Genomic DNA, 24986 nt, shown 5'->3' with positions numbered 1-24986 from the left:
CCTCCTCTACTCTTTATCTTGCATTTGACTTTGGGCTTTCATAAGCGCCGCTTGTTTCTTATCAGCTTCAATTTCAGAAATGATAATACCGAATTTCTCGTCCATTACGATTGCTTCACCGATGCCGACTTTCATATTACTTAAATACACATCTACTTTATGTCCTAAGTTTTTCTCTACTTCCAGAACATCGCCAACTTTTAACTGCTTTACATCACCAAGTGTAATAGATGACTTTCCAAGCTTTACACCGAGTTCAATCGAAATATCTGAAACAGTATCAATATGTGCCTTACCTGCTTCATTTCGCTTTCCTGCAAAATCTTCTAATCCCATTAATGACACGGGAGATACTTCATGCTTCATATGGATCCTCCTACTCTACAAAACTTTTAAATAGGAGCGCCTTACGCGTTCCATCTTTTCCAATAAAACAATTAAATTTATGCTTTCCATCTACATAACCAAGTAATTCATCCGAAACTTTCGTATGAAGCGGAATAATATCGCCTTCTTCAATTTGTTCAATCTCACTCATTGTCATTTTCTGCTCACCAATTGCAACGTGAACAGGTTTGTACACTTGATTTACTTTCACTTCCACTTCAGACGTATACTTTTTACGTTTATCTGAAGAATGTTCGACAATATTTTCAGACGTTAACTTATCCATAATTTCTTCAACAGATAAGAATGGAATTCCGATACGCACCGTCGTATTCCAAAAATCTGTTTTCATATTTACGTTAAGTAATGAAATAATATCGCTCGCTGTCGTAATCTTTAGTGCATTCGGATCTGTTTCTGTCGTTACAAATTTCGGTTCAATCGCAACAACACTTTCAAATGATTGCTCTAAATTTTTACAAAGAAGCAAGAATATATTATCAAGCGTTAAAAACTCAAACGCTGTTAACGGTCTACGCATCGTAAAGTTACGCTTACTATCTCCGCCAAGCCAACATTCATGAATATAAATAACGAATGCTAAATCAATCTCAATAACAATTTCTCCAAGCTCTGGTAAACCGAGATCAATTACGCAATATAAATAATAATCTTTCGGCATTTTCTCCACATACTCACTCGTAAATGGAACTTGCTCAACCGTTGAAGGCTCTAGTTCAATTGGAATACGCATACGCGCTGATAACGTCTGTGACGTCTGTTTCCCAAACGTAGAAGCAATCGCTTGCAAACTACGTAAATGCTCAACACCGAACTTCTCTGGTCTATTAAAATCATACTCTTGAAATTTCTCTTGCTTTCCTGCTTCTTGTGCGAAAGCTGGCATTTCCTCGCCTTCATTTACCGCCTTCAGCAGGGCATCAATTTGCTCTTGGCTTAATTTTTCGCCACTCATGACAATCCCCTTCCCTACCTTTTCAATTCAACGATTTCAACGTACATTTTTCCATTCTTCGTCAAAATCTTTCCGGTTCCAATCTCTTCATTCTCAAGCATAAGACGCACCGTATTTTTCGTTGAATTTTCAAGACGATACAATGTACCTTTCGTAATATGAAGCAGATCTTCAATTTTCTTTTTCGTATTTCCGATTTCAAAATAAATTGTTAACGGAATATCATCTTGTAATTTCAAATCTAGCCAACTCCCATATCATGTTCACGAAAATTTCATGTTCTCTCTATATATGAAACTTCTTATTTTGAAACGTCGATATTTAATATTTTTTTAATATATCCTTGCGTTTCTTTAAATGGCGGTACGCCTCCGTACTTTCTCACATTCCCAGGGCCAGCATTGTAAGAAGCAAGTGCCAATACTAAGTCGCCGTTATTTTTCTTTAAATAACCGCTTAACTCTTTCACGCCACCTTCAATACTTTCAGCTGGTGAAAATGGATTCTTCACACCCATCTCTTTCACATTCGCTGGCATAAGTTGCATAAGACCCATCGCACCTGCATGTGACACCGTTTTCGGATTAAAATTAGACTCTACTTCAATCATTTTTTGAATTAACGTTTTCGGAATTCCGTATGTACGACTTACACGATCAATAATATCCTCATACTTCCCTTCATTGGAAGAACGTATTTTTTGAATATTATACTTCTTCGTTAATTCCCACGTATCAGCAGCCTCATTTTTCGTTTCTGAGAAACGTCGTTCAAACTCTTTTTGCGCAACTTGCACTTCATCTGCTTTCTTCGTTTCAACCTTTTCTTCAGGCTTACTCGCTTCCTCTACTTTATTAATAGTTTCTACCGGTTTATTAACAACCGCTTCTATTTTCGTAGATTGTACCGGCTGACTCATATCCTCTACTTTTGCCGGCTGCGTAGTTTCTTTCGTCTCCTTCGCAGGTTCACTCTGCAACTTCTCTTGAAAACGACTACTCACAAATGCTTGTGGACTACTTAACTTTTGCTGAATTTGTCCTTTTTTATATGCAAGCACTTCTTTTACTATATTTCCAACTATCATAATATCACCTTTTCGGTAAACAAAGATAATCTAATATTAGAGTTTTTTTTTAAAGTTTGCAATAATCCTTTTAATAATTATGTAATAAAAAAATGAATATATTGTTAAACTGTTATTTTTTTATATTTATTAATTCGAATTTTTAGTTGACACCCGTTGTAGCAAGGATTACAATAAATCTCGAAATTGATTTTTTCGCATATTACCGTTTTTCAATTTGCAGAAAAGTCAATATAAAAAAATGGGGGTTTCTTAACATGAGAATTAATACAAACATTAACAGCATGCGTACTCAAGAGTACATGCGCCAAAACCAAGCTAAAATGAGCAACGCTATGGACCGTTTATCAAGCGGTAAACGTATCAACAACGCTTCTGACGATGCAGCAGGTCTTGCAATCGCAACTCGTATGCGTGCACGTGAAAGCGGATTAGGAGTTGCAGCTAACAACACACAAGACGGTATGTCATTAATCCGTACAGCTGATTCAGCTTTAAACTCTGTATCTAACATCTTACTTCGTATGCGTGACATCGCTAACCAATCTGCGAACGGTACGAACACAAAAGAAAACCAAGGTGCACTAAACAAAGAATTTGATGCATTAAAAGAACAAATTACTTACATCGCTGAAAATACACAATTTAATGATAAAAATTTATTAAATACTGATCAAGTAATTAACATTCAAACTCTAGATTCAAGTGAAGGTGCTAAACAAATTGGTATCCAACTAAAAGGTGCTAACCTTAAGGACTTAAAAATTGATGATCTAAAGATTGAAGATGTAGCAATTCCTCAAGATAAAATTGCTGACCTAGGAAAATTTAAAGACGCAATGAAAACCTTCGAAGCTGATTTTGGAGCAGCAAAAGATGAAACAGCTAGAAAAAAAGTGGTTTCAGATGCTAAAGCTCAATTTGACAAAGTAAAAGATTTATTTGATGGAACTAAAGTGACTGCATTTGAAAATGCTATGACAGCTGTTAAAACTGCTGATAGTGCTGATAACACAGCGGAATTTGCAAAAGTTACAGAAACATTGAATGATGTGACTTCACAAAACACTTTAAAAGCAATCGACAAAATTGACAATGCTCTTAAAACAATCGCTGACAACCGTGCAACTCTAGGTGCTACATTAAACCGTCTTGACTTTAACGTAAATAACCTTAAGAGCCAATCTGCTAGCATGGCTTCAGCTGCTTCTCAAATCGAAGACGCTGACATGGCAAAAGAAATGTCTGAAATGACTAAGTTCAAAATCTTGAACGAAGCTGGTATCAGCATGCTTTCTCAAGCAAACCAAACTCCACAAATGGTTTCTAAATTATTACAATAAGCCATTTGAGTTAGTTTCCTGAATAAACCTCTCTGCTTGCGGAGAGGTTTATTTTTTATAAAAACTTCTTTTTTTTGATGGAAGAGAGCATCTGCGGTACATAGAAGCGGTTAGTGCTTATCTTGATCCCCTCTTATGCTAAAACACAAATAGCAAATAAGCATAAGCCTTTTTATCTTTTCATGACCTTTTATTAGCTTTAGAACACTGACTATATCAATCTATAAGGAGTGTCTATTATGCGTATTGGTACAAATGTTTTGAGTATGAATGCTAGGCAGTCGTTGTATGAGAATGAGAAGCGTATGAATGTTGCGATGGAGCATTTGGCGACTGGTAAGAAGTTGAACAACGCTTCTGATAATCCCGCTAATATTGCAATTGTGACTCGTATGCATGCGAGAGCGAGTGGTATGCGTGTGGCGATTCGTAATAATGAGGATGCGATATCGATGCTTCGCACGGCGGAAGCTGCCCTTCAAACTGTGACAAATATTTTACAGCGTATGCGTGATTTAGCCGTTCAATCTGCGAACGGTACGAATTCAAATAAAAACCGTGATTCGCTGAATAAAGAGTTTCAGTCTTTAACAGAACAAATTGGCTATATTAGCGAGACAACTGAATTTAATGATTTATCCGTATTTGACGGTCAAAACCGCCCTATTACATTAGACGATATCGGTCATACGGTACATATATCAAAATCTATTCCCCCTTCCCCTACACAACATGACATCAAGATTTCAACAGAACAAGAAGCAAGAGCGGCAATCCGTAAAATTGAAGAGGCTTTGCAAAGTGTGTCAATTCATCGTGCCGACCTTGGTGCAATGATAAATCGTTTACAGTTTAATATTGAAAATTTAAATAGCCAAAGTATGGCGTTAACAGATGCTGCATCTCGAATTGAAGATGCGGATATGGCGCAGGAAATGAGCGATTTTTTAAAGTTTAAATTGTTAACTGAAGTTGCACTTAGTATGGTTTCACAAGCAAATCAAATTCCGCAAATGGTTTCTAAACTACTACAATCGTAAAAGTTCATTTTCCATCTTTGGAACGATTCCATACAAAATAAAAGGGAAATACATATAAACTATGTATTTCCCTTTTATTTTGTACCCAAATTTTATTACTGTGTTACGGTCATAACTTGTCCACTACGATCAACCATTATTTTCATTTTACCGTCTTGTGCATTATATAGCCCTAGTTTATGTAATTCCATTTTACAATCTTGTACGAAAGTTGGTAATTTACGAATTTGATCGATATCAGAACTTGTAATGAAATGAATTAAAAGCTGCGTCATGCCTTTAATGTCTTGTACAAGCTCTTCTTTCTCTCGTTTTAGCCTTTCATTTTCTAGTTGTAACGACTGCAATTCACCTTCTAAGCTACGTGTATTCTTTGCTTCTCTAGAACGCCCTGCTGCCATGCTAGAAAGCTTATAAATACCTTCCATAAACTGATGTAGTTCGTCTTCTTTCCTTTCACTACATTGATTAATTGTTTCAAAGTTATCAACGATACCAGATATAACTGTTACAAGATTTTTTTCATCCTCTTTATGCTGGATTTCTTCTTTTAATTCGTACTCATTTTTTTGTTTTCTTGCAACGATTGTTTCTTTTACTGGTATATATTTTCTCTTTCGTCCTGGTTTTTGTTTTTCAATATTTTCAAACGGTATTTCACGTTTTTTCAATTTATAATACGTATTTTGCAATTGACTTTCTGTTTTTGGAAAAAGATTTAGTTCATTTTTACTTACGTATTTTGAAATATTTAAAATGTTTAAACCGTGACGCTGACAAAATTGATACACTTCATACAGTAGCTCTAGTTCAGATTTCAGCCATGTAATTGCTGATTTTTCGTACGCTCGCATCCCGCCATTTTTTTCTATATCTATTTGAAATAATACCATTCTATTATGTAAATCAACTAATTCTTCATACTTTACTTGGAATTCTTTTTCTATTTTTTTAAATTCCACCTCTAGTTGCATATCGTTCATTTTATTATTTGACATGTTTTGTAAAAGACCTAATACATTAATTGCTGTGTGGTGATACATAATCTGTGCCACTCCCCCTCATCCTTTCACAATTCTCATCTGACTCCCATGTCTTTTAAGAAAATAGCAATTTTTACATATCCATATTATAACAGTTCGAAATTATCTGTCAAATAATAAACATACAAAAATGTATAGAAAGTATAAAAATTTGGAAAATGTTTTTTATTAATATGCAAAATTGCATATTAATTACATTTAATTATATTATATGGTATTTTGAATATTTTTTCACCGAAAAAATTTGCGCTACCACGAAATATTAATAAAATAACCATTGAAAATGCGTTTGCTTATATTTTTAAATCAAAAATCTTCAAATGAAGAATTTTCATACATACAGCACCAAACACCTCAGAAACCTTTCATTTTTCTACCAGCTTAAAGTATAGAATACTAAAAAGGAATTAGCCATATGTAGCATTGGCTAATTCCTTCCTCTCTCTAACAGAATAGAGTTATAAACCCAGTCTTCAAATCCTCAATCAAAGTCTCACTTCTTCTTACCTAAAACTACTTCATACCTCTGAACTCACATCGCATGAGACTCTATTAAGCACTGAAAACTTCCTTACATAAGTAGTTCCTCTATTCCTACTAAATAGAAAAATGTTATACACCAGCTCTTCTAGTTACCTATATCTCAACATCGCATAGGGCTCTATTAAGCACTGACCGCTCAACACTTGGCTAGAGCTTCTATTCCGGCTAAATAGAAACTTTTAAAGTACTAACTTATCAACTAAACCAATTAGCTCTTGAATATCTGGCTTACTTACTTGAGCATTTGCTCCTACAGCTTCACCTTTATGGAATAATTCATTTGTAATTAATGAAGAGAAAATAATGACTGGTAAACGATTCATTACTTCACTATCCTTAACCACTTTCGTTAAATGATGTCCATCCATTTTTGGCATTTCAATATCCGTAATTAGCAAGTGAATATGTTCAAACATTTTCTCTCCTTGCTCTTTCGCTAATTTTTCAATTTGTGCTAACGCTTCTGCACCATTGCTGAAGAAGTTCATTTTCGTATATCCAGCTGATGATAATGTTTCTTCTAATATTTGGCGAAGCATCGCTGAATCTTCTGCAATGTAAATTACTTTTTCAGCTCGATCTGTTTTTTGTTCTAACCCTGCAATTGATTTATTGTCATAACCAGTGCCGCTAATTTCACATACAATTTTTTCATAATCTAATAGTAAGATGATTTTGCCATCTAGTTTTACAATACCAGATGTCGTTTCTTCTAGTCCCATAGATAATGAAGCTGGTTCATCAATTTGTTCCCACGAAATACGTTGAATACGATGCACTTCATCAACGCGGAAAATAACTTTCATTTGGTTTAATTCTGAGATGATAAATTTCGTTTGATCAAGTGGCTTTGTTGACTTTAAATTAAGAGCCATTGCCAAGTTAATAACAGGTAAAATTTCACCACGTACTTGAACAACACCTTCAACTGCATGATGAGATTCTGGCACAGTTGTAACAGGGAATGGATTAATGATTTCACGTACTTTCATTACATTAATACTAAATAGGTTTTCACCAACAGTGTACGTAACAATCTCTAATTCATTTGTTCCGCTTTCTAATAAAATACTTTGTGCTTGTGACATAAAGGTGTCGCTCCCCTTCCATTAATTCCGTATATCTAATTATTAAGCTTTATAAAAGCGAAAAAGTCAACTACCTATATAAAAAATATAGATAGTCGAACGATTCATTTTATAAAAAAACAATTAATCTTGTATAAACGAAGCAAGTGCCTCTAATAACACTTCTTGTGCTCCTACAACTTCCGTCGGCATTGCTTCCCATTTTTTCGAAAGCTCGGTCTCTACTCTTATTCTCAACTCAGAATTCATTTCTGCTAGCACATATTCTTTCGTTGCTATATCAACATCAAGTAGCGCAAGTGCATATAATTCCGGGTCATTTATTTTTTCGAATAATCGTTTTAATACTACCGGTGCTATATGTTTTAATTTTTCAATATGAATTTCCTTATCCGAAAATAGTAACTCATATTGAATAAACGTAACATTTTCTTTAATCACTTTAAAATAACAATTATTTTTTTTATCATTCACAAAATAACCGTTTGGATCTGCGATAATACTTTCTACTTTACGAATTAAATCTGGCAAACTATTCGCCGCCATTACAGTCCGCTGCTCAACCTCACTCGGCGAAATGAATGTAACGCGATACTTATTTTGCGCCATCCTCCTCACCTCTCCTTTTATAGAAATTCAGTCTAATTGTATACTACAACTACCTTAAATTAACTTAAAACTCTTTTATATTACCACTTCTTACACTACCATACTACTCTAGTAACTCTACATATCTCTGGTCTTACACATCGGTCGGGACTCTATTAGGCACTAACCGCTCCAAAACATCGCCAGGTCCTCTCTCAAAACCTAAAAAGTGCTTTTAAGAATCTTTCAATAACTCTATGTTATTAAACCAAAACGCTATTTGCTGATCCGTAATATTTGGCAACATAACAAAAAACTCACGACACTTCATCTCATCCTTAAACAGTTGATACTTCCAAACGCTATCGCTACCAACACTTATGAAATAAAACTCATGGATACGGCCAATGATTGCTTGTTTTTCACCAAATGAATACGGAGGCACTTGCTTAATTTCAAATTGATCTGGTAAATATACATGCTCTTCTCGTTCTATTTTTAATACTTGCTCGGCAAGTTCACGTTTATTTTCGAAAAAAGGCAATTGTAAAATTCGCTCTTGTCTTGTCATACGAATAAAAAACCCTTTCTACTCCATTACATTTTTTCCTTACGATATATTATCGAATTAAGTTTACAACTTCATTTAATACTTCATCTGAAACTTTAATTACTTTCGCATTTCCTTGGAATCCGCGTTGGTATAACATTAAGTCAACGAATTCTACAGATAAATCTACGTTTGCACCTTCTTGTGCACCACCACGTACTTTACCTGCACCGTTTTGACCAGATGCACCAAGAGCTAAAATACCTGTTGTATTCGTTGCTGTATAGTTACCATTACCTGTTTTCATTAATCCGCCTTCGTTCGGGAACATCGCAACAGCTAATTGACCTGCAGATTTCATACTTCCATCAGAATATTTTACCATCACATATCCACCATCAGCAATGAAGCAATCTTTAACCGTCGCTGCTGCTCTACCATCTACGTCTGTTACTGATAATGTTTTATCTGTTGGATGGTTTGTTAAATGACTTAAGTCTAATTTTATAGAGCCGCCATCAAATGGAATATTGGCTCCTTGCTCTTTCGGATTTGGATTTCCAACAGCATCAAATGTCATATTACCACCTGCACCTGGAACATCTTTAAACTCTGTTTCTTTTTTCGAGTCATTGCGCATTTGTACTTTATATGTATAGTTATGTTCACTCGTTTGTTTAAACTCTACACGCATTGTCCATGTATTCCCCGCATTATCATATACAGGTAAATCTTGTGTAATTTGTTTTTCACCAGTTGGAATATTCCCTTTAATTGTCCCTTTCGATGTTCGAATACCACCAATTGCTGTTCCCATTGGAATTTGCAACGGTCCTGGAATTCCAGATAAATCAACTTCACCAGTTGCCTCATTTGCAGGGTATGCAAATACGTATTGACCTTCAGTATTCGTAATATAGTAATCTGAAGATATCCCAAACGTACCTTTACGAGTAAATTCCATATTTCCGCCTTTTGAATCACCTACAACGAAGAAACCATTACCTTCCATTGCCGCTTGTGTTTTACCACCTGTTAACGTAATTGTACCATCACTATAATCCGTAACCGTACCACTCATTTTCACACCGTTACCAATACTTTTCGGATTTGTTCCGGCGTATTTACCGTCACCTTTTGCACCAATCGAATTGTTATATAGTAAATCATCAAACATTGCTTTTTGTTTTTTATAACCTACTGTTTGTGCATTGGCAATATTATTTGAAGTTACACTTAATGCATTTTGTGTTGCATTCATTCCTGTGATACTTGTATATAACGCTTTAATCATAACGTATGGACACTCCTTATGAATTTGTAGTTTTTACTTCTTCAGTTACTTTTTGATCGTCTTTCTTTGCGTCTTCTGGATTCGTTTCTCCAATCGGTTTATCAGACACTCTCTCAACGAAACGAAGAGATACAACTTTATTATTAATAACGAGCTGCACATCGTTATTTTCTGCAAGGCGAACCGTCTCTACTTGACCAGTTACTTTGTTTCCTTCGCCGTCAACACCTCTTACGTATTTCCCTAAAAACTTCATTCCACCATCAAGTGCTGTTGAATACATCGTTGATTGCAGCTTATCTACTGCTTTCGTCATATTCTGTACTTGTTCCATAAGAGATAACTGCGCTGTCTGATTCATCATTTGATTCATATCCATCGCATTAAATGGATCTTGATGTTGGAAACTTGATAAAAATAATTTTAGGAAATCATCTTTCCCCATTACCCCAGGAGTCTTTTGCGCTCCTGCCGAAACTCCATTACTTTGTTGCACTGGCGATTGTACACCATTAACAGGTACATTACTTTTTTGCGCTCCTGCTTGTAACGGAATATGATTTGTACTCGTTGTATTTAATCCAACTGTTGGCACGCTTTATTCCTCCAATAATCCCGCAAATTCTGTTGATTGTTGTTTTTCATGATTTGTATTTGCTAATTTCTGTTTTTGCCTTTGCTCTTGTTCTCGCTGTTCTTTACGATTTTCATCTTTATCTGAATAGCTAATTTGAATATTGATTTCTTTTTCTTTTAACTTTAATCTCAATTCATCAAAAATGATTTCAACACGTTTTTTCGCATCGTGTTTTTCCATTTCTACGTGAACGTCAATTTGATCTCCGTGTTTTTTCATAAACACTGTTAATGTACCAAGTTTTTCTGGATTTAACTGGAATAAAACACGTTCTTGTTTCACTACAAATTTTTGCAGCGCTTCTACTTGCGCTTCCATTTTCTTTCCTAAGTCAGGTAATGAAACTTTCTCAGCACCACTACTTGATTTCCCTACTTGTTCGGTACTCGTCGTTTTATTTAATAATTCTGCACCTGCAGAGCTCGAATCGTTTAATGCATCAACTTCTGGCAACTCTACCTTTGCATCATCGCTCTCAAGTTTCGGAAGATCTACCTCTTTAGACTCTTCTTGTTCCTTTGCAATATTACAAGTTTCTGTTTCTACAACCTTCAATGCTTGCATCGTTTGCTCTGGCATCTTCATTTTGTCTAATACCATTTGCATTGTATCTTCTAAACATATAGCACTTTTGATATTCATATTTGAAAGAAGTTCTTGTAATTGTTGTAATTCAGCTGCAGGTAATTCATTAAGTTTAATATTGCCATATTCTTTATATAGCTCTTGTATTTTTTGTATGTATTGATATAACAATTCCGGTTGCACATGTAATTGCTCAATTGCAACCATTTGCTCAGATACAGCTAATAACAACTGTTCTGTCTCTTTTTTCTCTTCTTTCTTTACAATTGGTTCTTCTTTCGTTACCGATGGTTTAGAAAGGTTATATTCTTTTTTCTCTTCTTTTGGTGCTTCTTCTCGTTTCGTTTTCTCCGTTTTCGGCTGCTTTTTATTTTCGATTCTCATCGTACGATCGAATGAAGAATCTTCATTTTTCGATTGTACTTCTAGCCCTTTTTCTTTTTGCGGAGGTAAACTTTGTTGCACCGGTAATACAGACTGTATCACTACATTCACCTCATCCATTCATACACATTTTCAAATCCAGAAGCATTTTTTCTTCCAGCTTTTCTTGTGCTTTCGCAAGCTTTCTGCAATCTTCTTGATACATCTCATCAATGACACGTTCTTTTTCTTTTACTTGCTCTAAAAGGCTTTCATTTTTTTGAATAAAACCTTCTGTTTTTTTAATTTTTCGATTCCATTCTTCTATTCTTTCAGGTGAAAACGTATGTGAAGAAAGCATGCCAGCCATAATACGTTGCCCAGTTTGTACGACTTTACTACGCGATTTCACAACATATAAATCATATTCTTTTTTTTGTTCTATTTTTCTTTTTTCAGCTGTTAATTCATACACTTCTTTTAAAATATGCTCTTTTTCTTGATTTATTTGCAATTTTATTGTGTCGTACTGCTGTTTATCCACCTGTTTTCATAGCCCCTTCCTATTATAACGTTCTCTTTTTCTATTATATAGTTTTTTTCCAAAAAAATCTGTGAAATATTAAAAAACAAAAAAATAAGACCTCTTGGGCAGAGGCCTTATACTATATGGTGTATCGCTTCAACGATATCATCAAATGGGAAACTATCCGATCGGCCTTGCTTTAAAAATGTATTTATGCCTTCTACTTTATTTTTACATTCAAAAATATAAGCATTTTCTTCATTTTCTTGAATCGTTCCTAACTTAAAATACAATTCATTTTCTTTATAAATTGATAAAATCTTTCTCATTTCATTTGCAAGTTGCCAATGATGTGGTGAAACGATTTCTTCCATAATCCTACTTACTGAATCTAATACTGAAATTGCAGGATAATGACTAAGCGTTGCAAGCTCACGCTTTAATACAATATGTCCATCTAAAATACCACGTGCTAAATCTGGTACAGGACCATTTAAATCGTCCCCATCAACAAGCACCGTATAAATACCTGTTATAGATCCCTTTTGTGTTTTACCGGACCGCTCTAACAGCTTCTTCATATAACTTTCCATTAATAGTGTTTTACCACCAATCGGTAACTCTTTAACAGCAATATCAACACTTCTTCGTGCATCGGCAAAACGAGTAACAGAGTCCATCATAAGTAATACGTTATTACCTTGATCACGGAAGTATTCAGCAATAGACGTTGCGAGTTTCGCTGCACGAAGTTGCATAAGATGACTTTCATCTGACGTCGCTACAACAACGACGCTTTTTCGCATACCTTCCTCGCCTAACTCTTTTCGAATAAAGTCTTTTACTTCCCGGCCACGTTCTCCTACTAAACTAATAACGTTTATATCAGCTTTTGCATTTTTTGCTATCATTCCAAGTAAAGTAGATTTACCAACACCTGACCCAGCAAAAATACCAATCTTTTGACCGATACCAATTGTTAGCATAGAATCAATTGATTTTATTCCTGTTTCAAATACATCGGTAATCTCTTCACGTTCAAATGCATGTATAGGCGGTGCATCTAGTTTTATTTTCTGTAATGGAATGTTTTCAGCTTTCTCATTTAACACTTCACCATTTGCACTTAACACTTTTCCGAGCAAGTGATTACCACGTGGTACAACAACATCTTCTGAAACTAGTGTCACTGAATCTCCATAACATACTTTTTCTGTCTGTTCAAATGGAAGTAGCATATTATTTTCTTTTTCAATAGCAATCACTTCACATAAGACGTTATGTTCTCCAACGAAGCAAACATCTCCGATCTTCGCTTTCGGCCCTTTTGCTACGAAAAACTGTTCTTGTACACTATGAACTTTGCCTACTTTCGTATACAGCGGTGTTTCAATGAACTTATTCCATTTTTCGTTCTCATTCATTAACAGGCGGCTCATACATTTTGCTCCTCAAATAACTTCTCTTCTTCCCATTTCTGACGAAGTTTCGCAAATATAGGTGCAAATTTAAATTCAAAGAACTCTTTCTCTTCTTCCAGAACAAATTCACCAAACTGCAGGGAGAAATCATATTTCCATTCTACTAATTGTAGTAACCAATATTCTTTCGTATTCTCCTTCTCTTCTTGAATACGTTCAAACGTTTCTGGATGTACTGTAATGATTAATTTTTCAAACGAAGTTGGCAATGTTTGCACGATGCCAGTTAAAATAGGTAGCACATCAAGCAATCGTGAATCTACCGCTTGATTCACGATTTTTTCTGCTAAATGAAATGATTGATCCCATAATAACTCTGTCCATTCATATGCTATTTCTTGTTGTTCTTTTTGAAACTGCACACGCGCTGCTTCCATCTGTTCCATTTGTTCATGAATATGCATTTGAAATTGTTCTTTATCTTGTAATAACTGCTGACGCTCTCGTTCTAGCATTTGCTGCTCTTGCCTTAGCTGATTCATTTCCATATGTAATGATTCTTGCTGGGCGTGAAGCTCTGCATGATCTGCTTGTAATTCTTCCTCTTCTATTTGGACTGAAGCTGGTTTTGGAAATTGTAATTCATACGTTTCTTCAGAAAAAGAAACAGAATTCTTCGGAATTCTGTTTTTAAATAAGGACATCCTCTTCACCTCTTTGAACGATAATTCTTCCTTCTTTCTCTAGCTTTTTCACTGTACCAGTGATCGTTTGCTGCGCTTTTTCAGCATCCGTCATCTTAAGCGGTCCTAAGCCATCTAATTCTTCTAGAATCATCTCTTTACGGTTTGAAGACATACATGTAAATAATTTCTCTTTAATTTCTTCTTTTGCAATTTTAAGTGCTTTCGCAAGAACACCGTTATCTGTAATTTCTTCTAATACACGGCGAAGCGCAAGATCTTCAAGACCAAGTAAGTCTTCAAAGACAAACATATTTTCTTTAATTTTCTCAGATAACTCATAATCGACTTCATCCAGTTTTTGAAAGACTGTTTTTTCAACACCTCGTGAAACATTATTTAAAATGTTTACGATTGTTTTCAAGCCATCAGTTTTATTAATTGCACTAAATGCCATATTATTTAATTTCGTTTTTAACAACTCACCAATTTGATTAATTAATTCACCATCAACTTGTTCTAGTTTCGCAATACCCATTACCGTTTCTACTCGCTTATGATCTGGCAATCTCTCAATTAATTGAGACGCAAGTTGCGGTTTAATATAAGAAGCGATAATTGCAATTGTTTGTGGTGACTCATCATTAAGCACTGTAAGAAGTGGTTCTAAATCTGTAAGTGAATTTAAGAATTCAAATGGATTATCTTTGTTATACCAAAGGTCTTCCAATAATTTTTCCAGTTCGTCTTCTGGCATGTTTTTAAATATACGACGAATATACTCTTTATCTGGAGTGACTAAGTTCAATTCTTTTACATTTAGTTCATATAAGAACTCTCCTAGTACATTCTCTAACGTTTCTGGTTTATATACACGAAACTTCGCAATTTCACGAAGTAATACTTCTTTTTCCTCAGCTGTCATATATTCAATGACTTTTGCTGCCACCCCTTCGTCTAATGTACGAATGAGGATGGCAGCTTTTTCTTTGGAGGAGATTTCATCTAACATCGTTGTTCCTCCCTTACTGTCCGTTTAACCATTTTTTAATTACTTTTGCAGTACCTTCTACATGTTCTTTCGTAGCATCCTGCACTTGTTCATCTAACGTTGGTTCTTTCGGTTCTTCTGGTTCAGGTTTTGGCTCTGGCACTATTTTTTCTTCAGGAATTTCCAAGATACTTTCATTACTTGCAGCAATTTCATCTTCTGCTAAGTATTCTTCATATTCCTCTTCTTCTTTCTTTCTCTTACGTCTTGCTAATAAGAACCATACTAGACCACCGATTGCTAATAAGCTAGCTGTAATTCCACCGAATAACCACCAGTTCATACCACTTTTTTCTGGCTCTTTCTCTTTTTCAGCTTTCGGCTGATCGAACTGAACAGTTACAACGTTAACTTGACCATTTATAAAGTTACCGTTCGGATCAGCTTGAAGTCCTGCCGCTGTTCCAATTGCTTCTTTGAAAGTAGTCATATCAATTCTTCGTTTTACTAACGTATCATTATCTACCCATACAACAACATTTGTTTTCGTTAATTCTGGGTGTTTCTTAATTGTTTCAACTGTTTTATCTATTTCATAGTTTTCGATTTTGTTGCCATTTTTATTATCGTAGACAACTTTGCCATTTTGATTATTGTTCGTACCGTAGTTTGGCACTTCACCGTTCGCTGTAATACCAGCACCTTGCTTCGTATCTGCCCCTTCTTGCGCAGTAGAGCTTTCTTCTTGCTCTTGTTTACTACGAAGTACACCTTTATCACCATACTTCTCTGACTGACGTGTAACTTCATCGTAGTTTACAGATACTTTCGTATTCACTTTATATTCATTCGGTTTAAACATCGTCATTAACGTTGCATCAATATCTTGCTTTAATTTACCTTCAAGTTGGTGCTGCATCTCTACTTCTTTCTCATAAGAAGAGGAACTACTAGAATGTGCTTCATCTGCTCCTTTTGAGATAACACCTTTTTTACTATCAATAACACTTACTTCTTCTGCTTTCACACCAGGAACCGCTGCACTAATCATTTGCTGTATACCTGCAACTTGATCAGCCGTTAACAATTGTCCACGTTTCACTCCAACCGTAATCGCCGCTGTTCCTTTCGCTTTTTCTTCATCAAAAATCGTCTCTTTTTCAGGCAATGTAATTTGAACATTTGCCGTTTCAACTGTCGCAAAGTTTCTTACAATATCTTGTTCCAATTGCTTCTTCGTACCGACAATTTGCTTCATTTTTTTATCTTGTTCACTTGAACCGAGAGAGCTTTCTAATAAAATTTCTTCACCGCTTTTCGAATTAAACGGTAAGCCCATCCCATTCATTTCTTTTCGAACCCATGGAGCATCATTCTTTTGCACACGAATTGAACCATCGGCCGCTAATTGGTAATCGACACCTAACTTCGATAATTCTGCTGTAATCTCTTGTTTATCTGCATCATTTAAATTTTGATATACAACAACATATTTATCTGGCAAGGTGAAGTATAAAAGTGCTCCTGTTACAATCGCTAAAAGCGCAGCACCGATTACTAACTTATGCCACGTTTTTAACGATTGGATAACATTTTTCATCTTTTCCATTTAAACACACCCGTCCACTTTCCTAAATTTGCATATTAATTAGTGACTTATAATTTTCAATAAGATTATCACGTACGAGAGCAGCCGTTTTCATTTGAGACTCAGCTTTCTTTTGCTGAATTAAAACGTCATGTGTTTCTCCTACCCCTTTAGTTAGTAAATCATATACTGCTGTTTGTGCATTGTTTTGCGTTTGATTCATATCTTCCAATAAATCAATAAACTTTTTCTCCGGAGCTACCGATGTTTGAGAAGTTTTCGGTGCACCAATTGACTGAATTGCTCCAAATGGTTGTGTATGTAACATTGGTTGAATTTTCATATTACGATTTTCCCCCTTATCCTCGGCCGATTTCTAAATCTTTATCAAGCATTTTTTTATTCGCATTTAATACACTCGTATTCGCTTCATACATTTTTTGAGCAACCATTACATTCGTCATTTCAGCAGTTACATCAATATTTGGATAACGTACATATCCTTCTTCATTTGCGTGTGGATGCGTCGGATCATACACTAAATTTTCCGTTTTGTCTGCTTCAATACTTTTTATTTTTACTCCATTAGTAGGAGCCCCATCTAACATACTTGCAAAACTATTGTTTGATTCTAACACCACACTACGACGCTCATATAAATCTGCCCCCGGAGCCGCCGTCGTATTTGCATTTACAATATTGTTAGAAGTAACTTCCATCCACTTTCTCGCTGTCGTTAGTCCTGAGCCACTTGCATTAATTGCCTGAAACATCCGTTGTCTCTCCTTCTACTTTTAACGTCCGCGTGCCGCTTGGTTAATTGCATATTGTGTATTAATTGCGTTTATTGAAATACCGTATAACTGATTTGCTTTCATTAAATCTAGCATTTCTGTCGTTACATCCACACTATTTCCGTCTTTATTCGTTTGCATTGATTTTGTTTGAATCTTTGCATATGTATTTTTCGTATTTACTGTCGGTAAGTGCATTTCATTCGTTTGATATAAATCTGGATTGCTCTTTAAATCAGCCGCATTATTTTTATATAAGGCACTACTTTTATTCATCTGCTCAGCAAATGTTACATCTTGTGCTTTATAGCCAGGTGTATTCGCATTTGCAATATTACTAGAAACAGTATTTCGTTTCGTCACTAAATAATTCATATAATGGCTTACATCACTCACTAAATCTGGCATATTCCACACCCTTCCTTTTCTAACGTAATGATCCACTGATAGAAGTTTCACTTCATTATTTATTTTCTTATATGCGTTTATTAAAATATTTACTATTATGTACCCTTACATATTTTATTCCATTTTTTCATTGTTGTCTTTAGAAAAATACAAAAATATAAAAAAGAATGCAAAAAACTGTATACACATAGTAATCTATAGAACATTTCAATATATAAACTACAAACTAAAGTCCATTTTTCTATTATTTAGATTACTATTATTTTTTCATCACAGTCATAAAATGAAACCTCAATCAGCGGAGTTCTTTATGTAAACGAAGGAATAGACCCCCTTTTAAAAGGGGAATCTGTTTCCAAACGTCATTATTAATATTTACCGTAAAATGAATTAGCCTTCATTCGCCCATCATTTGTCATAATCATTTCTTCCAAAATCTTTTGCTTATCCCGAATATGCTGAGCTGCCTTAATAATGAACGGGCTTACTTCTGCTGCAACTTGCGCACGCGTTTCTTCATCCAATGTCATCATCCAGCGATTTAACATCTCACTCTTCTCAGCAAACTCTCTGTCTGACACTTGCAATTCACCGATTTCATTAAAACAGCTGACAAACGTCCGATAAATATCATTGTTCATTTTCAAGTGCTCCGCGGTAACCGTCTATTAAATCTTGTAACACTTTCACAATTGCATCAATATCTTTCGCTTCACGAGTTACTTTCATCGTTTGAATTTGAATGCTAATCCAATCATATAAACCATAGAGACTATCATATAAATCTTTCGTAATTTCAGGATTTAATTGAAGTTTTAGTTCTTCAAAAATACGTTCTAATTTTTCAAGAAGTGCGTCCCCTTCTTGTAGTTTAAAAGTATGTAAAAGTTCTTCTAAATTACGAAACTCTACAATACATCTTTCATAAATAAAAATTGTATTTTTAATCGGATTACTCGTCATAATATCATTTTGCATATAACGTTGCCATGCTTGCATACGATCACTTCCTCAACTTTCATTAATCATCACTTTTTTGTTTTGTCATTGCTTTAATTGTTTTTAGTTGGCTATCAAGCGCCGCCAATGTACTCTCTAGCTTTTGATACTTCTTCACAATTTCATCTTGCTTTTGCAAGTTTTGCGTCTCAATATCTTTAATCTTTTTATCTAAATCACTTACACGTGAGTCAATGTTTTTAACTCTCTCGCCGACCACACCTTTATCACCGAATAGTTTATCAAGCGGTTCTTCCATCATTTTTCCTAAACCGTTAGAACTAAAGAAAAATTGCTTCGCTGCATCGGGTTTTTCTTTTAATGCTTGTGTTAATTTTTCATCATTAACTTCCATCGTTCCATCTTGCTTTAATTGAATACCAAATGTGAATAAATAATTGCCATCTTGAGAAAATGTTGCAACATTGTTCATCGCTTGACGTACGCTTTGCATAATTACCTGCCCTTGGAAAACTCCATCTTTCCCAGCAAAAAGGTCAACTGTAGAAACTGCTTTATTATACTCTGCTACCATCTTTTTAATAATATTGGCTGTGTCTGTTACATTAGAATCACTTACCGTAAATTTTAATTCTACACCTTTTGTTTTTGGATCTGTTGTTGTACCGGCATCTGATGTCCCTTCTACTTTCGGCTCAGTTACTTTTAACAATTCAATTTTCACACCCGGAAGAGCCTCAATTGTATTAGTAAAACTTTCAGCTTCAATACCATTAATACTATATTTGGCATTTTGTGCTTCATTGATTGTATTAAGCGCTGTTCCATCCGCATTAGCTAAACCAATATCTTGAAATAGTGTAGATGTGTTCCCCTCAAACTTAATTACTCCATCTGTTCCTTCTTTTTTCGAGGTCATGAAAATTTTATTTCCAAGTGTATAAGCTGATACGCCATAATCTCCATCATTAATCTTATTAATTAAATCTTTATATGTCATATCAGTTGTTACTTTTAGTTCTTTACCGCCTAGTTTTAATGTTTCATCTTTAGGAAGCTTCGCATTTATATCTTTAATGTCATTTGAAGCTATTTGATGACGCTGCGCAAGCTGTGTAATAGTCATATTAAAAGTTCCTGCAATCGCCCCACCATCAGCTTTCACATTAATGTAGCCGTCTTGTGTTGTCGTTACTTTTTTCTCATTCCCTTTAAAAGCTGCTAAATCTTTAAACACTTGAGTAAAAGGAGTAAATTGTGTCTTTAAACTTGCATATACTTGTTTATCTTGCGTAAGTTTTTGCTTCTCAGTAGTATACGGTGTTTTTCTCATATCTAACGCTTGCATCTCTAATTCTACTAGGTTAGAAGTATCGATCATATTATTTCCGAGGTTCCAAATTTGTTGTCTACCACCAATACCTGTCATCGTTGTTCCTGCCATTTTTCTCACTCCTTATAGATTACATGTAGTCTAAAATACTTGTTTTACTCATCGTACTAACCGCTTTAAGCGTCGCTTCATACGTTGCATTTATATATGCCAAGTCAGAAATTGCGACCGCTAAATCAACATCCTCAATTTCTTTACGGTTTTCTTGAAGCGCTAAGTTTTGCTCACTTAAAATTGTTTTAAACGTCTCCATTGTGTTCATTGTTGAACCAACTTCAGTCGTACGGTTAATGATGCCATCTAAGTTTTTCTTGTTTTCTCCTAATAACGGTTGTAACGCTTTTTGGTCACCATTTTGCATCGCTTCGCTCATCTGTTTTAACGTTTTTATAACCGGTGATAATAACGCTTCTCCGTTACGGAACGCTTTGAATTCATAACCGTCATTTAGCTGCCAGTTCACATCATTTTTTCCGCCCTGGTATGTACCATCTTCTGTAAATGGTGGCTTCTCTGCACTATCACCACCGAAAATATAACGGCCTTGCTCTTTCGTATTCGCTAAATATACAACTTGTTTTAAAATTTGATCAATCTCTGCACCGATTGCTTTCAATTCTTTTTCACCATTTTGCTCACTTAATGCTTGTACTGTTAATTGATCTGCTCTCGTTAAAGATTTCAAAACACCTTGTAAAGTATTTTCAGTTTGTGTTAATACATTTTTCGAATCCGCTATATCTTTTTGCATTTGCTCCATATTTGCCAATGAATGTTGAATCGCAAATGATTTACTCGCTGCAAGTGGGTCTTCACTCATAAGAAGATTTTTCTTCCCTGAAGTTACTTGGTTTCTATGGTATTGTTGTTGCACATTCAAATCCATTAACTGATTCTTTGCCCAGTTTGCATTTTGAAATGTAGATACTCTCATTTCTATCTCCTCCTTATATATTTCCAATCAAATACTATCACTTATCGAATAATCGAAAATAGACTATCAAACACTTCATTCATCGTAGTAATAGCTTTAGAATTTGCGACGAAGTATTTTTGGAAGGCCATTAAATTTACCATTTCCTCTTCCATATTTACCCCTTCGACGCTCATTTTTTCTTGCTGAATACCTTCTAGTAAGTCTCCATGAATTTTTTGATAAGCATTCACTGCACTTTTATCAGAGGCTACACGAACTATAAATTGGTCTAATGCTTGTTTATAAGAAAGACCTTCTTTATAATCTCCATCTGTAATTGCTGCTAGTTTATTTGCTGTTTCAGCAGACATTTTCATTTTCGAAACATCTTTTTGGAATTCTGGATTTAACTTCATCTCTTTCGCATAATCTCCAACGAAGAAATCTTTTCCCATCACTGTATTCACTTGATTTTTCATCGAACTCATTAAGTCTTCGAGATTTTTTTTATAATCAACAATCTTCGCTTTCGTATCAATCGCTGATTTTATCGCCCCGCTAGTTACAGAGATTTCTGAACCGTAAATCTCAACTGACATTGGGTCTTTTTCTTTATTTAATTGAAGTGGATATGTATCTTGTCCATTTACTGTTAAAATACCATTCATTCTAACACTCGCGATATTAGGATTCATAGATTCATAAGATACTTCGATGTTTGCATACTTAGACATCTCTGTAACGATGCGATCTCGTTCGTCTAAAAGTTGATTCGGCACTTGTGTACCCGCTTGTCCAATTTTATGATTCGCTTCTGCTAAACTAGCAGCAAGACGATTAAATTCATTAACATGCGCTTCAATATCTTCTGCTGTCTGTGCTTCCACTGTATCTAAGTTTTTCGCAAGACGATTCACTTGACTTGTGAACTTCCCCGTTTCAGAAATTAATGTATCGTAGTAGTTTGGTTGCTCTGGATTTTTTGCTACTTCACGAAAGGCATTAAAGAAACCGTCCATTAAACTAGATAATGAATTCTTTCCTGTCGTTCCAACCATAGACTCTACACGTGATAAAGTCGAATTCATGTAGTTATAGTAAGAGAGTTGAGATAATTGATCATTAAACTGCTTCGTCTTTACCTCATCAGTAATACGGTCAACACCTAGCGTTTGTACACCGTAACCAATTCTCTGTTCTGGCGTATGACCATTGCTTGCTCCAACAGATCCGTAATTCACCATTTGACGCACATAACCCGGTGTATGAATATTAGACAAGTTTTGTTTCGTTGTTTGTAACCCCATTTGAGCCGCTAACATGCCCGATAGCGGTGTATTATAATCAGATAATCTCATAAAGCTTCACTTCTCCTTTACAATAGTTCGTTCATAAAGATTTGCGAATTATTGTTTCGCTCTAAATTATATTCAGAAACAGAATCCACAATACTTTCTGTAGTTTTTAATAGTACGTTTAAGTAATATTGATTTTTCAAAAGAATCATTTTTACATTCTCTTCTAATTCAGTTACGTTTTTTTGTAATTCTTTCATTTTTTCAATTTCTTCTTGAGAAAAATACGAAAATAACGCACTTACACGAAACGATTCAACTCCTTGTTCTTTACAGAACTGAACAACCATTTCTTCAAATGAGCTTGATAACCCTTTTAAACCATCAATGTACTGCAATTGCTCTACTTGTAACTTTTGAACTGCATTTACATTTTTATTTTTTAAATTCTCATATATTTGCTCTCCAAGCGCTTGAATATTTTCATACGCTTTTTGTATAATAACAAGCTTTTCATATAATTGTATGTACATATAGCTTCCTTCCTTTTACAAGACTAAATTTACAATTAAGCCATGGATTTCTCCAATTTGATTTAACATTTCTAAATGTCCTGTTTTCGTGTTAATTAAATTCATAACATCTTCTAATTCATTCAATCCCATTTCTGCCTGTTTCACAATCGTCATTTTCTGTGAATATCCGTAACGTGGGTGACGAGACATGACATCTTTATACTGCAATACATTATCAACGTAGAAATTCAAAAATGATTTTACTGTATTTTTGTATTCCATTACATTATCAAGCGTTAATTCCATTTCAATTTTCTCTTTAATTTCTCCAATATTATCGACAAACGCTTCCATTTGTTCTAGTAATTTATCTTTTTTCGGATCTGCATGCAAATTATCCGAAAATGCAAGTCCTGTCCTGACATTTGCTTCTTTCGGCATTTGAGTAGCAGGCGGTATATGCGATAAAATTGGATTATGCGAGATAGAACGTAGCATATATATCACCTATTTATTTTTTTATTTCTTCCTAAACTTAATCGTAAAATCCAGTTATTTATAATTATACTCTGAACAGTAATATTTTGCAGTTATTTTTTATAAAAGATATGTTACAATTTAGCATGAGGTGGCACAATTCTATGAATATTTTCCTTTGTGGTTCAAATCAATTAACAGCATTAGATCAAGAAGAAATTAAAAAATTTTTAACTGACTATGCTCACAAACATAAAATTTACATATTATGTTATAAATCTATTGAAAATGAGGTTCTTCGTTTTTTCGTTGAGAATGAAAGACTCGCTCAAAATTTATGCCTTTACACGCTGCAACCATTGCAAGCAATTACAGATGAATTCCAAGAAGTCGTTGATTACTTAAAAAAACACGGAGCCGAATATGTTGCTTTTGATCATCCTTCTGACTCCATTTACCGATCAGATTATATGTTTTTTGTTAAACAAATTATTGAAGACACTGATTTAGTTCTCTGTTTTTATAATGGGGACAAACATACATCTGTCATCCCTGTCGATGTTGCAAAAGAAGCAGGTATTGATGCTGTCATTTATGATTTACCAGGATTACATGAAAAGCAAATGAAAAAAAGCTTTGAACAAAAAATTCGTATGATGTAAAGGGGGAGGCACAATATCATTATTGTGCCCATTGTAAATATGATAATTGAACAAGATTATGATCATTTTATCGCGAGTTTTAAACAACAATTCAATATGGACATCGCTTCATATAAACAAGATAGAATGCGCCGTAGAATCGATGCTTTCATTTCGAGAAAAGGCTTCGAAAACTACACTAATTTTTTAAACAAATTACGCGCTGATCAAAATTTATTTTTAAATTTTATTGACTATATTACAATTAACGTTTCAGAGTTTTTTAGAAATAAAGAACGATGGCAAACTTTAGAGTCGAAAGCACTACCAAAATTACTCGAACAAAATAGCGGAAAATTAAAGGTATGGAGTGCCGCTTGCGCTGCTGGTGAAGAACCGTATACACTCTCTTTAATTTTATCGAAGCATCTTGCTCCATTTCGTTTTGAAATTCAAGCAACAGATCTTGATTTTCATATTTTAGAAACCGCAAAACGCGGTCAATATACAGAACGTTCTTTAAAGGAATTACCTACTGATTTGAAAGAACGTCATTTCACAAAAGAAAATGATCTATATTCATTGCATCAAAACATTAAACAAAACGTCTCGTTTAAACAACATGACCTTTTAATGCAGTCATTCGATACAAATTATGATTTGATTATTTGTCGCAATGTAATGATATATTTCACAGAAGAAGCAAGAGTAAAACTTTACGAAAAATTTAGTCGTTCTTTACGAAAAGGCGGTGTACTATTTGTTGGTAGTACGGAACAAATTTTAACACCCGAGCGTTACAATCTTCAGCGATTTGATACATTCTTCTACGAAAAAATATAAAAGAGGTCGTC

30 protein-coding genes are annotated in these 24986 nt (G+C 34.7%); 4 read left to right on the top strand and 26 right to left on the bottom strand.

Features of this window, described 5'->3' with window-relative positions:
* Positions 1-6 precede the first annotated feature (6 nt).
* The 4 genes from fliN to ACTFN4_RS09280 form a co-directional block, all read right to left on the bottom strand.
* Entirely contained in the window at positions 7-366 is a 360-nt protein-coding gene (fliN, locus tag ACTFN4_RS09295) for a flagellar motor switch protein FliN (RefSeq protein ID WP_000680010.1), read from the bottom strand.
* Positions 367-376: 10 nt separating this feature from the next.
* A complete protein-coding gene (fliM, locus tag ACTFN4_RS09290) occupies positions 377-1363 on the bottom strand; it encodes a flagellar motor switch protein FliM (RefSeq protein ID WP_000012360.1) in 987 nt (328 codons plus the stop codon).
* A 14-nt stretch (positions 1364-1377) separates the two neighbouring features.
* Complete coding sequence (locus tag ACTFN4_RS09285) at positions 1378-1602, bottom strand: flagellar motor switch protein FliN (RefSeq protein ID WP_000775712.1); 225 nt, start codon at positions 1600-1602, stop codon at positions 1378-1380.
* 62 nt (positions 1603-1664) lie between these two features.
* Positions 1665-2450, bottom strand: coding sequence for a lytic transglycosylase domain-containing protein (locus ACTFN4_RS09280; RefSeq protein WP_439962229.1), 786 nt, complete (start codon positions 2448-2450; stop codon positions 1665-1667).
* Between the two features lie 257 nt (positions 2451-2707).
* On the opposite strand from ACTFN4_RS09280, the gene ACTFN4_RS09275 reads away from it, so the two are divergent.
* Both ACTFN4_RS09275 and ACTFN4_RS09270 read left to right on the top strand, forming a co-directional pair.
* The gene (locus tag ACTFN4_RS09275; protein ID WP_025709190.1) at positions 2708-3793 is read left to right on the top strand and encodes a flagellin N-terminal helical domain-containing protein; all 1086 of its coding nucleotides are present in this window, start codon (positions 2708-2710) and stop codon (positions 3791-3793) included.
* A 239-nt stretch (positions 3794-4032) separates the two neighbouring features.
* Positions 4033-4833, top strand: coding sequence for a flagellin N-terminal helical domain-containing protein (locus ACTFN4_RS09270; RefSeq protein WP_439962228.1), 801 nt, complete (start codon positions 4033-4035; stop codon positions 4831-4833).
* A gap of 95 nt (positions 4834-4928) precedes the next feature.
* On the opposite strand, the gene ACTFN4_RS09265 is transcribed toward ACTFN4_RS09270, so the two are convergent.
* From ACTFN4_RS09265 to ACTFN4_RS09160, 22 genes are all read right to left on the bottom strand, one after another.
* Positions 4929-5876: a DNA-binding domain-containing protein gene (locus ACTFN4_RS09265; protein ID WP_049108342.1), complete on the bottom strand. Its 948-nt coding sequence runs from the start codon at positions 5874-5876 to the stop codon at positions 4929-4931.
* Positions 5877-6598: 722 nt separating this feature from the next.
* Entirely contained in the window at positions 6599-7507 is a 909-nt protein-coding gene (locus tag ACTFN4_RS09260; RefSeq protein ID WP_000075943.1) for a chemotaxis protein, read from the bottom strand.
* A 123-nt stretch (positions 7508-7630) separates the two neighbouring features.
* On the bottom strand, positions 7631-8116 hold the full coding sequence (locus tag ACTFN4_RS09255) for a hypothetical protein (protein ID WP_000068302.1): 486 nt from the start codon (positions 8114-8116) through the stop codon (positions 7631-7633).
* A gap of 214 nt (positions 8117-8330) precedes the next feature.
* Positions 8331-8666, bottom strand: a complete 336-nt coding sequence (locus tag ACTFN4_RS09250; protein ID WP_439962227.1) for a DUF3964 family protein — start codon at positions 8664-8666, stop codon at positions 8331-8333.
* A 49-nt stretch (positions 8667-8715) separates the two neighbouring features.
* A complete protein-coding gene (locus tag ACTFN4_RS09245; RefSeq protein ID WP_000588320.1) occupies positions 8716-9939 on the bottom strand; it encodes a flagellar hook protein FlgE in 1224 nt (407 codons plus the stop codon).
* A 16-nt stretch (positions 9940-9955) separates the two neighbouring features.
* Complete coding sequence (locus tag ACTFN4_RS09240) at positions 9956-10534, bottom strand: flagellar hook assembly protein FlgD (RefSeq protein WP_001143463.1); 579 nt, start codon at positions 10532-10534, stop codon at positions 9956-9958.
* A gap of 3 nt (positions 10535-10537) precedes the next feature.
* On the bottom strand, positions 10538-11647 hold the full coding sequence (locus ACTFN4_RS09235) for a flagellar hook-length control protein FliK (RefSeq protein ID WP_439962226.1): 1110 nt from the start codon (positions 11645-11647) through the stop codon (positions 10538-10540).
* Between the two features lie 10 nt (positions 11648-11657).
* Positions 11658-12068: a hypothetical protein gene (locus ACTFN4_RS09230; RefSeq protein WP_000360859.1), complete on the bottom strand. Its 411-nt coding sequence runs from the start codon at positions 12066-12068 to the stop codon at positions 11658-11660.
* A 116-nt stretch (positions 12069-12184) separates the two neighbouring features.
* Positions 12185-13489 carry a flagellar protein export ATPase FliI gene (fliI, locus tag ACTFN4_RS09225; RefSeq protein ID WP_017672970.1) on the bottom strand — a complete coding sequence of 435 codons (1305 nt, stop codon included), beginning with the start codon at positions 13487-13489 and terminating at the stop codon, positions 12185-12187.
* A complete protein-coding gene (locus tag ACTFN4_RS09220; protein ID WP_439962225.1) occupies positions 13486-14175 on the bottom strand; it encodes a FliH/SctL family protein in 690 nt (229 codons plus the stop codon). The genes fliI and ACTFN4_RS09220 overlap by 4 nt, the downstream gene beginning before the upstream one ends.
* Positions 14162-15166, bottom strand: coding sequence for a flagellar motor switch protein FliG (fliG, locus tag ACTFN4_RS09215; RefSeq protein ID WP_000883356.1), 1005 nt, complete (start codon positions 15164-15166; stop codon positions 14162-14164). The genes ACTFN4_RS09220 and fliG overlap by 14 nt, the downstream gene beginning before the upstream one ends.
* Positions 15167-15179: 13 nt before the next feature.
* Positions 15180-16754 (bottom strand): flagellar M-ring protein FliF C-terminal domain-containing protein, encoded by a 1575-nt coding sequence (locus tag ACTFN4_RS09210; RefSeq protein ID WP_205172304.1) that lies wholly within the window; start codon positions 16752-16754, stop codon positions 15180-15182.
* A 22-nt stretch (positions 16755-16776) separates the two neighbouring features.
* Positions 16777-17076, bottom strand: coding sequence for a flagellar hook-basal body complex protein FliE (gene fliE / locus ACTFN4_RS09205; RefSeq protein ID WP_000701670.1), 300 nt, complete (start codon positions 17074-17076; stop codon positions 16777-16779).
* 16 nt (positions 17077-17092) lie between these two features.
* On the bottom strand, positions 17093-17506 hold the full coding sequence (gene flgC, locus ACTFN4_RS09200) for a flagellar basal body rod protein FlgC (RefSeq protein ID WP_000484680.1): 414 nt from the start codon (positions 17504-17506) through the stop codon (positions 17093-17095).
* A 21-nt stretch (positions 17507-17527) separates the two neighbouring features.
* Positions 17528-17986, bottom strand: a complete 459-nt coding sequence (flgB, locus tag ACTFN4_RS09195; RefSeq protein WP_370445031.1) for a flagellar basal body rod protein FlgB — start codon at positions 17984-17986, stop codon at positions 17528-17530.
* Positions 17987-18303: 317 nt separating this feature from the next.
* Entirely contained in the window at positions 18304-18576 is a 273-nt protein-coding gene (locus ACTFN4_RS09190; protein WP_001058088.1) for a hypothetical protein, read from the bottom strand.
* Positions 18566-18934, bottom strand: a complete 369-nt coding sequence (locus ACTFN4_RS09185; RefSeq protein ID WP_001149516.1) for a flagellar export chaperone FliS — start codon at positions 18932-18934, stop codon at positions 18566-18568. The genes ACTFN4_RS09190 and ACTFN4_RS09185 overlap by 11 nt, the downstream gene beginning before the upstream one ends.
* 22 nt (positions 18935-18956) lie before the next feature.
* Positions 18957-20339, bottom strand: coding sequence for a flagellar hook-associated protein 2 (locus tag ACTFN4_RS09180; protein ID WP_439962224.1), 1383 nt, complete (start codon positions 20337-20339; stop codon positions 18957-18959).
* A gap of 19 nt (positions 20340-20358) precedes the next feature.
* Positions 20359-21222, bottom strand: coding sequence for a flagellar hook-associated protein 3 (locus ACTFN4_RS09175; protein WP_030024826.1), 864 nt, complete (start codon positions 21220-21222; stop codon positions 20359-20361).
* A gap of 41 nt (positions 21223-21263) precedes the next feature.
* Positions 21264-22562, bottom strand: a complete 1299-nt coding sequence (flgK, locus tag ACTFN4_RS09170) for a flagellar hook-associated protein FlgK (protein ID WP_053514216.1) — start codon at positions 22560-22562, stop codon at positions 21264-21266.
* 17 nt (positions 22563-22579) lie between these two features.
* Positions 22580-23032: a hypothetical protein gene (locus ACTFN4_RS09165; protein ID WP_000275879.1), complete on the bottom strand. Its 453-nt coding sequence runs from the start codon at positions 23030-23032 to the stop codon at positions 22580-22582.
* A gap of 15 nt (positions 23033-23047) precedes the next feature.
* On the bottom strand, positions 23048-23512 hold the full coding sequence (locus ACTFN4_RS09160) for a YaaR family protein (RefSeq protein ID WP_000946323.1): 465 nt from the start codon (positions 23510-23512) through the stop codon (positions 23048-23050).
* A gap of 143 nt (positions 23513-23655) precedes the next feature.
* On the opposite strand from ACTFN4_RS09160, the gene ACTFN4_RS09155 reads away from it, so the two are divergent.
* Positions 23656-24153: a flagellar motor switch protein FliG gene (locus ACTFN4_RS09155; protein WP_001020110.1), complete on the top strand. Its 498-nt coding sequence runs from the start codon at positions 23656-23658 to the stop codon at positions 24151-24153.
* A 39-nt stretch (positions 24154-24192) separates the two neighbouring features.
* The gene (gene cheR / locus ACTFN4_RS09150) at positions 24193-24975 is read left to right on the top strand and encodes a protein-glutamate O-methyltransferase CheR (protein WP_000582879.1); all 783 of its coding nucleotides are present in this window, start codon (positions 24193-24195) and stop codon (positions 24973-24975) included.
* Positions 24976-24986: the final 11 nt, after the last annotated feature.

Origin of the sequence: Bacillus cereus group sp. MYBK95-2 (assembly GCF_051915225.1) — a bacterium.
GTDB classification, from domain to species: Bacteria; Bacillota; Bacilli; order Bacillales; family Bacillaceae_G; genus Bacillus_A; species Bacillus_A cereus.
The sequence above is the reverse complement of the archived record's forward strand: the minus strand, read 5'-3'. Positions and strand labels throughout refer to the sequence as shown.

Bases quoted from the DNA above. Each gene is read 5' to 3' on its own strand.
- ACTFN4_RS09260 (WP_000075943.1), bottom strand. From the start codon at position 7,507: ATGTCACAAGCACAAAGTATTTTATTAGAAAGCGGAACAAATGAATTA.
- flgK (WP_053514216.1), bottom strand. From the start codon at position 22,562: ATGAGATTATCTGATTATAATACACCGCTATCGGGCATGTTAGCGGCT.
- ACTFN4_RS09190 (WP_001058088.1), bottom strand. From the start codon at position 18,576: ATGAACAATGATATTTATCGGACGTTTGTCAGCTGTTTTAATGAAATC.
- ACTFN4_RS09250 (WP_439962227.1), bottom strand. From the start codon at position 8,666: ATGACAAGACAAGAGCGAATTTTACAATTGCCTTTTTTCGAAAATAAA.
- ACTFN4_RS09255 (WP_000068302.1), bottom strand. From the start codon at position 8,116: ATGGCGCAAAATAAGTATCGCGTTACATTCATTTCGCCGAGTGAGGTT.
- cheR (WP_000582879.1), top strand. From the start codon at position 24,193: ATGATAATTGAACAAGATTATGATCATTTTATCGCGAGTTTTAAACAA.
- ACTFN4_RS09165 (WP_000275879.1), bottom strand. From the start codon at position 23,032: ATGTACATACAATTATATGAAAAGCTTGTTATTATACAAAAAGCGTAT.
- ACTFN4_RS09220 (WP_439962225.1), bottom strand. From the start codon at position 14,175: ATGTCCTTATTTAAAAACAGAATTCCGAAGAATTCTGTTTCTTTTTCT.
- ACTFN4_RS09160 (WP_000946323.1), bottom strand. From the start codon at position 23,512: ATGCTACGTTCTATCTCGCATAATCCAATTTTATCGCATATACCGCCT.
- ACTFN4_RS09270 (WP_439962228.1), top strand. From the start codon at position 4,033: ATGCGTATTGGTACAAATGTTTTGAGTATGAATGCTAGGCAGTCGTTG.
- ACTFN4_RS09155 (WP_001020110.1), top strand. From the start codon at position 23,656: ATGAATATTTTCCTTTGTGGTTCAAATCAATTAACAGCATTAGATCAA.
- ACTFN4_RS09180 (WP_439962224.1), bottom strand. From the start codon at position 20,339: ATGGCAGGAACAACGATGACAGGTATTGGTGGTAGACAACAAATTTGG.
- ACTFN4_RS09210 (WP_205172304.1), bottom strand. From the start codon at position 16,754: ATGGAAAAGATGAAAAATGTTATCCAATCGTTAAAAACGTGGCATAAG.
- flgC (WP_000484680.1), bottom strand. From the start codon at position 17,506: ATGTTTCAGGCAATTAATGCAAGTGGCTCAGGACTAACGACAGCGAGA.
- ACTFN4_RS09175 (WP_030024826.1), bottom strand. From the start codon at position 21,222: ATGAGAGTATCTACATTTCAAAATGCAAACTGGGCAAAGAATCAGTTA.
- ACTFN4_RS09280 (WP_439962229.1), bottom strand. From the start codon at position 2,450: ATGATAGTTGGAAATATAGTAAAAGAAGTGCTTGCATATAAAAAAGGA.
- fliE (WP_000701670.1), bottom strand. From the start codon at position 17,076: ATGAAAATTCAACCAATGTTACATACACAACCATTTGGAGCAATTCAG.
- ACTFN4_RS09275 (WP_025709190.1), top strand. From the start codon at position 2,708: ATGAGAATTAATACAAACATTAACAGCATGCGTACTCAAGAGTACATG.
- fliM (WP_000012360.1), bottom strand. From the start codon at position 1,363: ATGAGTGGCGAAAAATTAAGCCAAGAGCAAATTGATGCCCTGCTGAAG.
- fliN (WP_000680010.1), bottom strand. From the start codon at position 366: ATGAAGCATGAAGTATCTCCCGTGTCATTAATGGGATTAGAAGATTTT.
- ACTFN4_RS09265 (WP_049108342.1), bottom strand. From the start codon at position 5,876: ATGTATCACCACACAGCAATTAATGTATTAGGTCTTTTACAAAACATG.
- ACTFN4_RS09245 (WP_000588320.1), bottom strand. From the start codon at position 9,939: ATGATTAAAGCGTTATATACAAGTATCACAGGAATGAATGCAACACAA.
- ACTFN4_RS09185 (WP_001149516.1), bottom strand. From the start codon at position 18,934: ATGCAAGCATGGCAACGTTATATGCAAAATGATATTATGACGAGTAAT.
- fliI (WP_017672970.1), bottom strand. From the start codon at position 13,489: ATGAGCCGCCTGTTAATGAATGAGAACGAAAAATGGAATAAGTTCATT.
- fliG (WP_000883356.1), bottom strand. From the start codon at position 15,166: ATGTTAGATGAAATCTCCTCCAAAGAAAAAGCTGCCATCCTCATTCGT.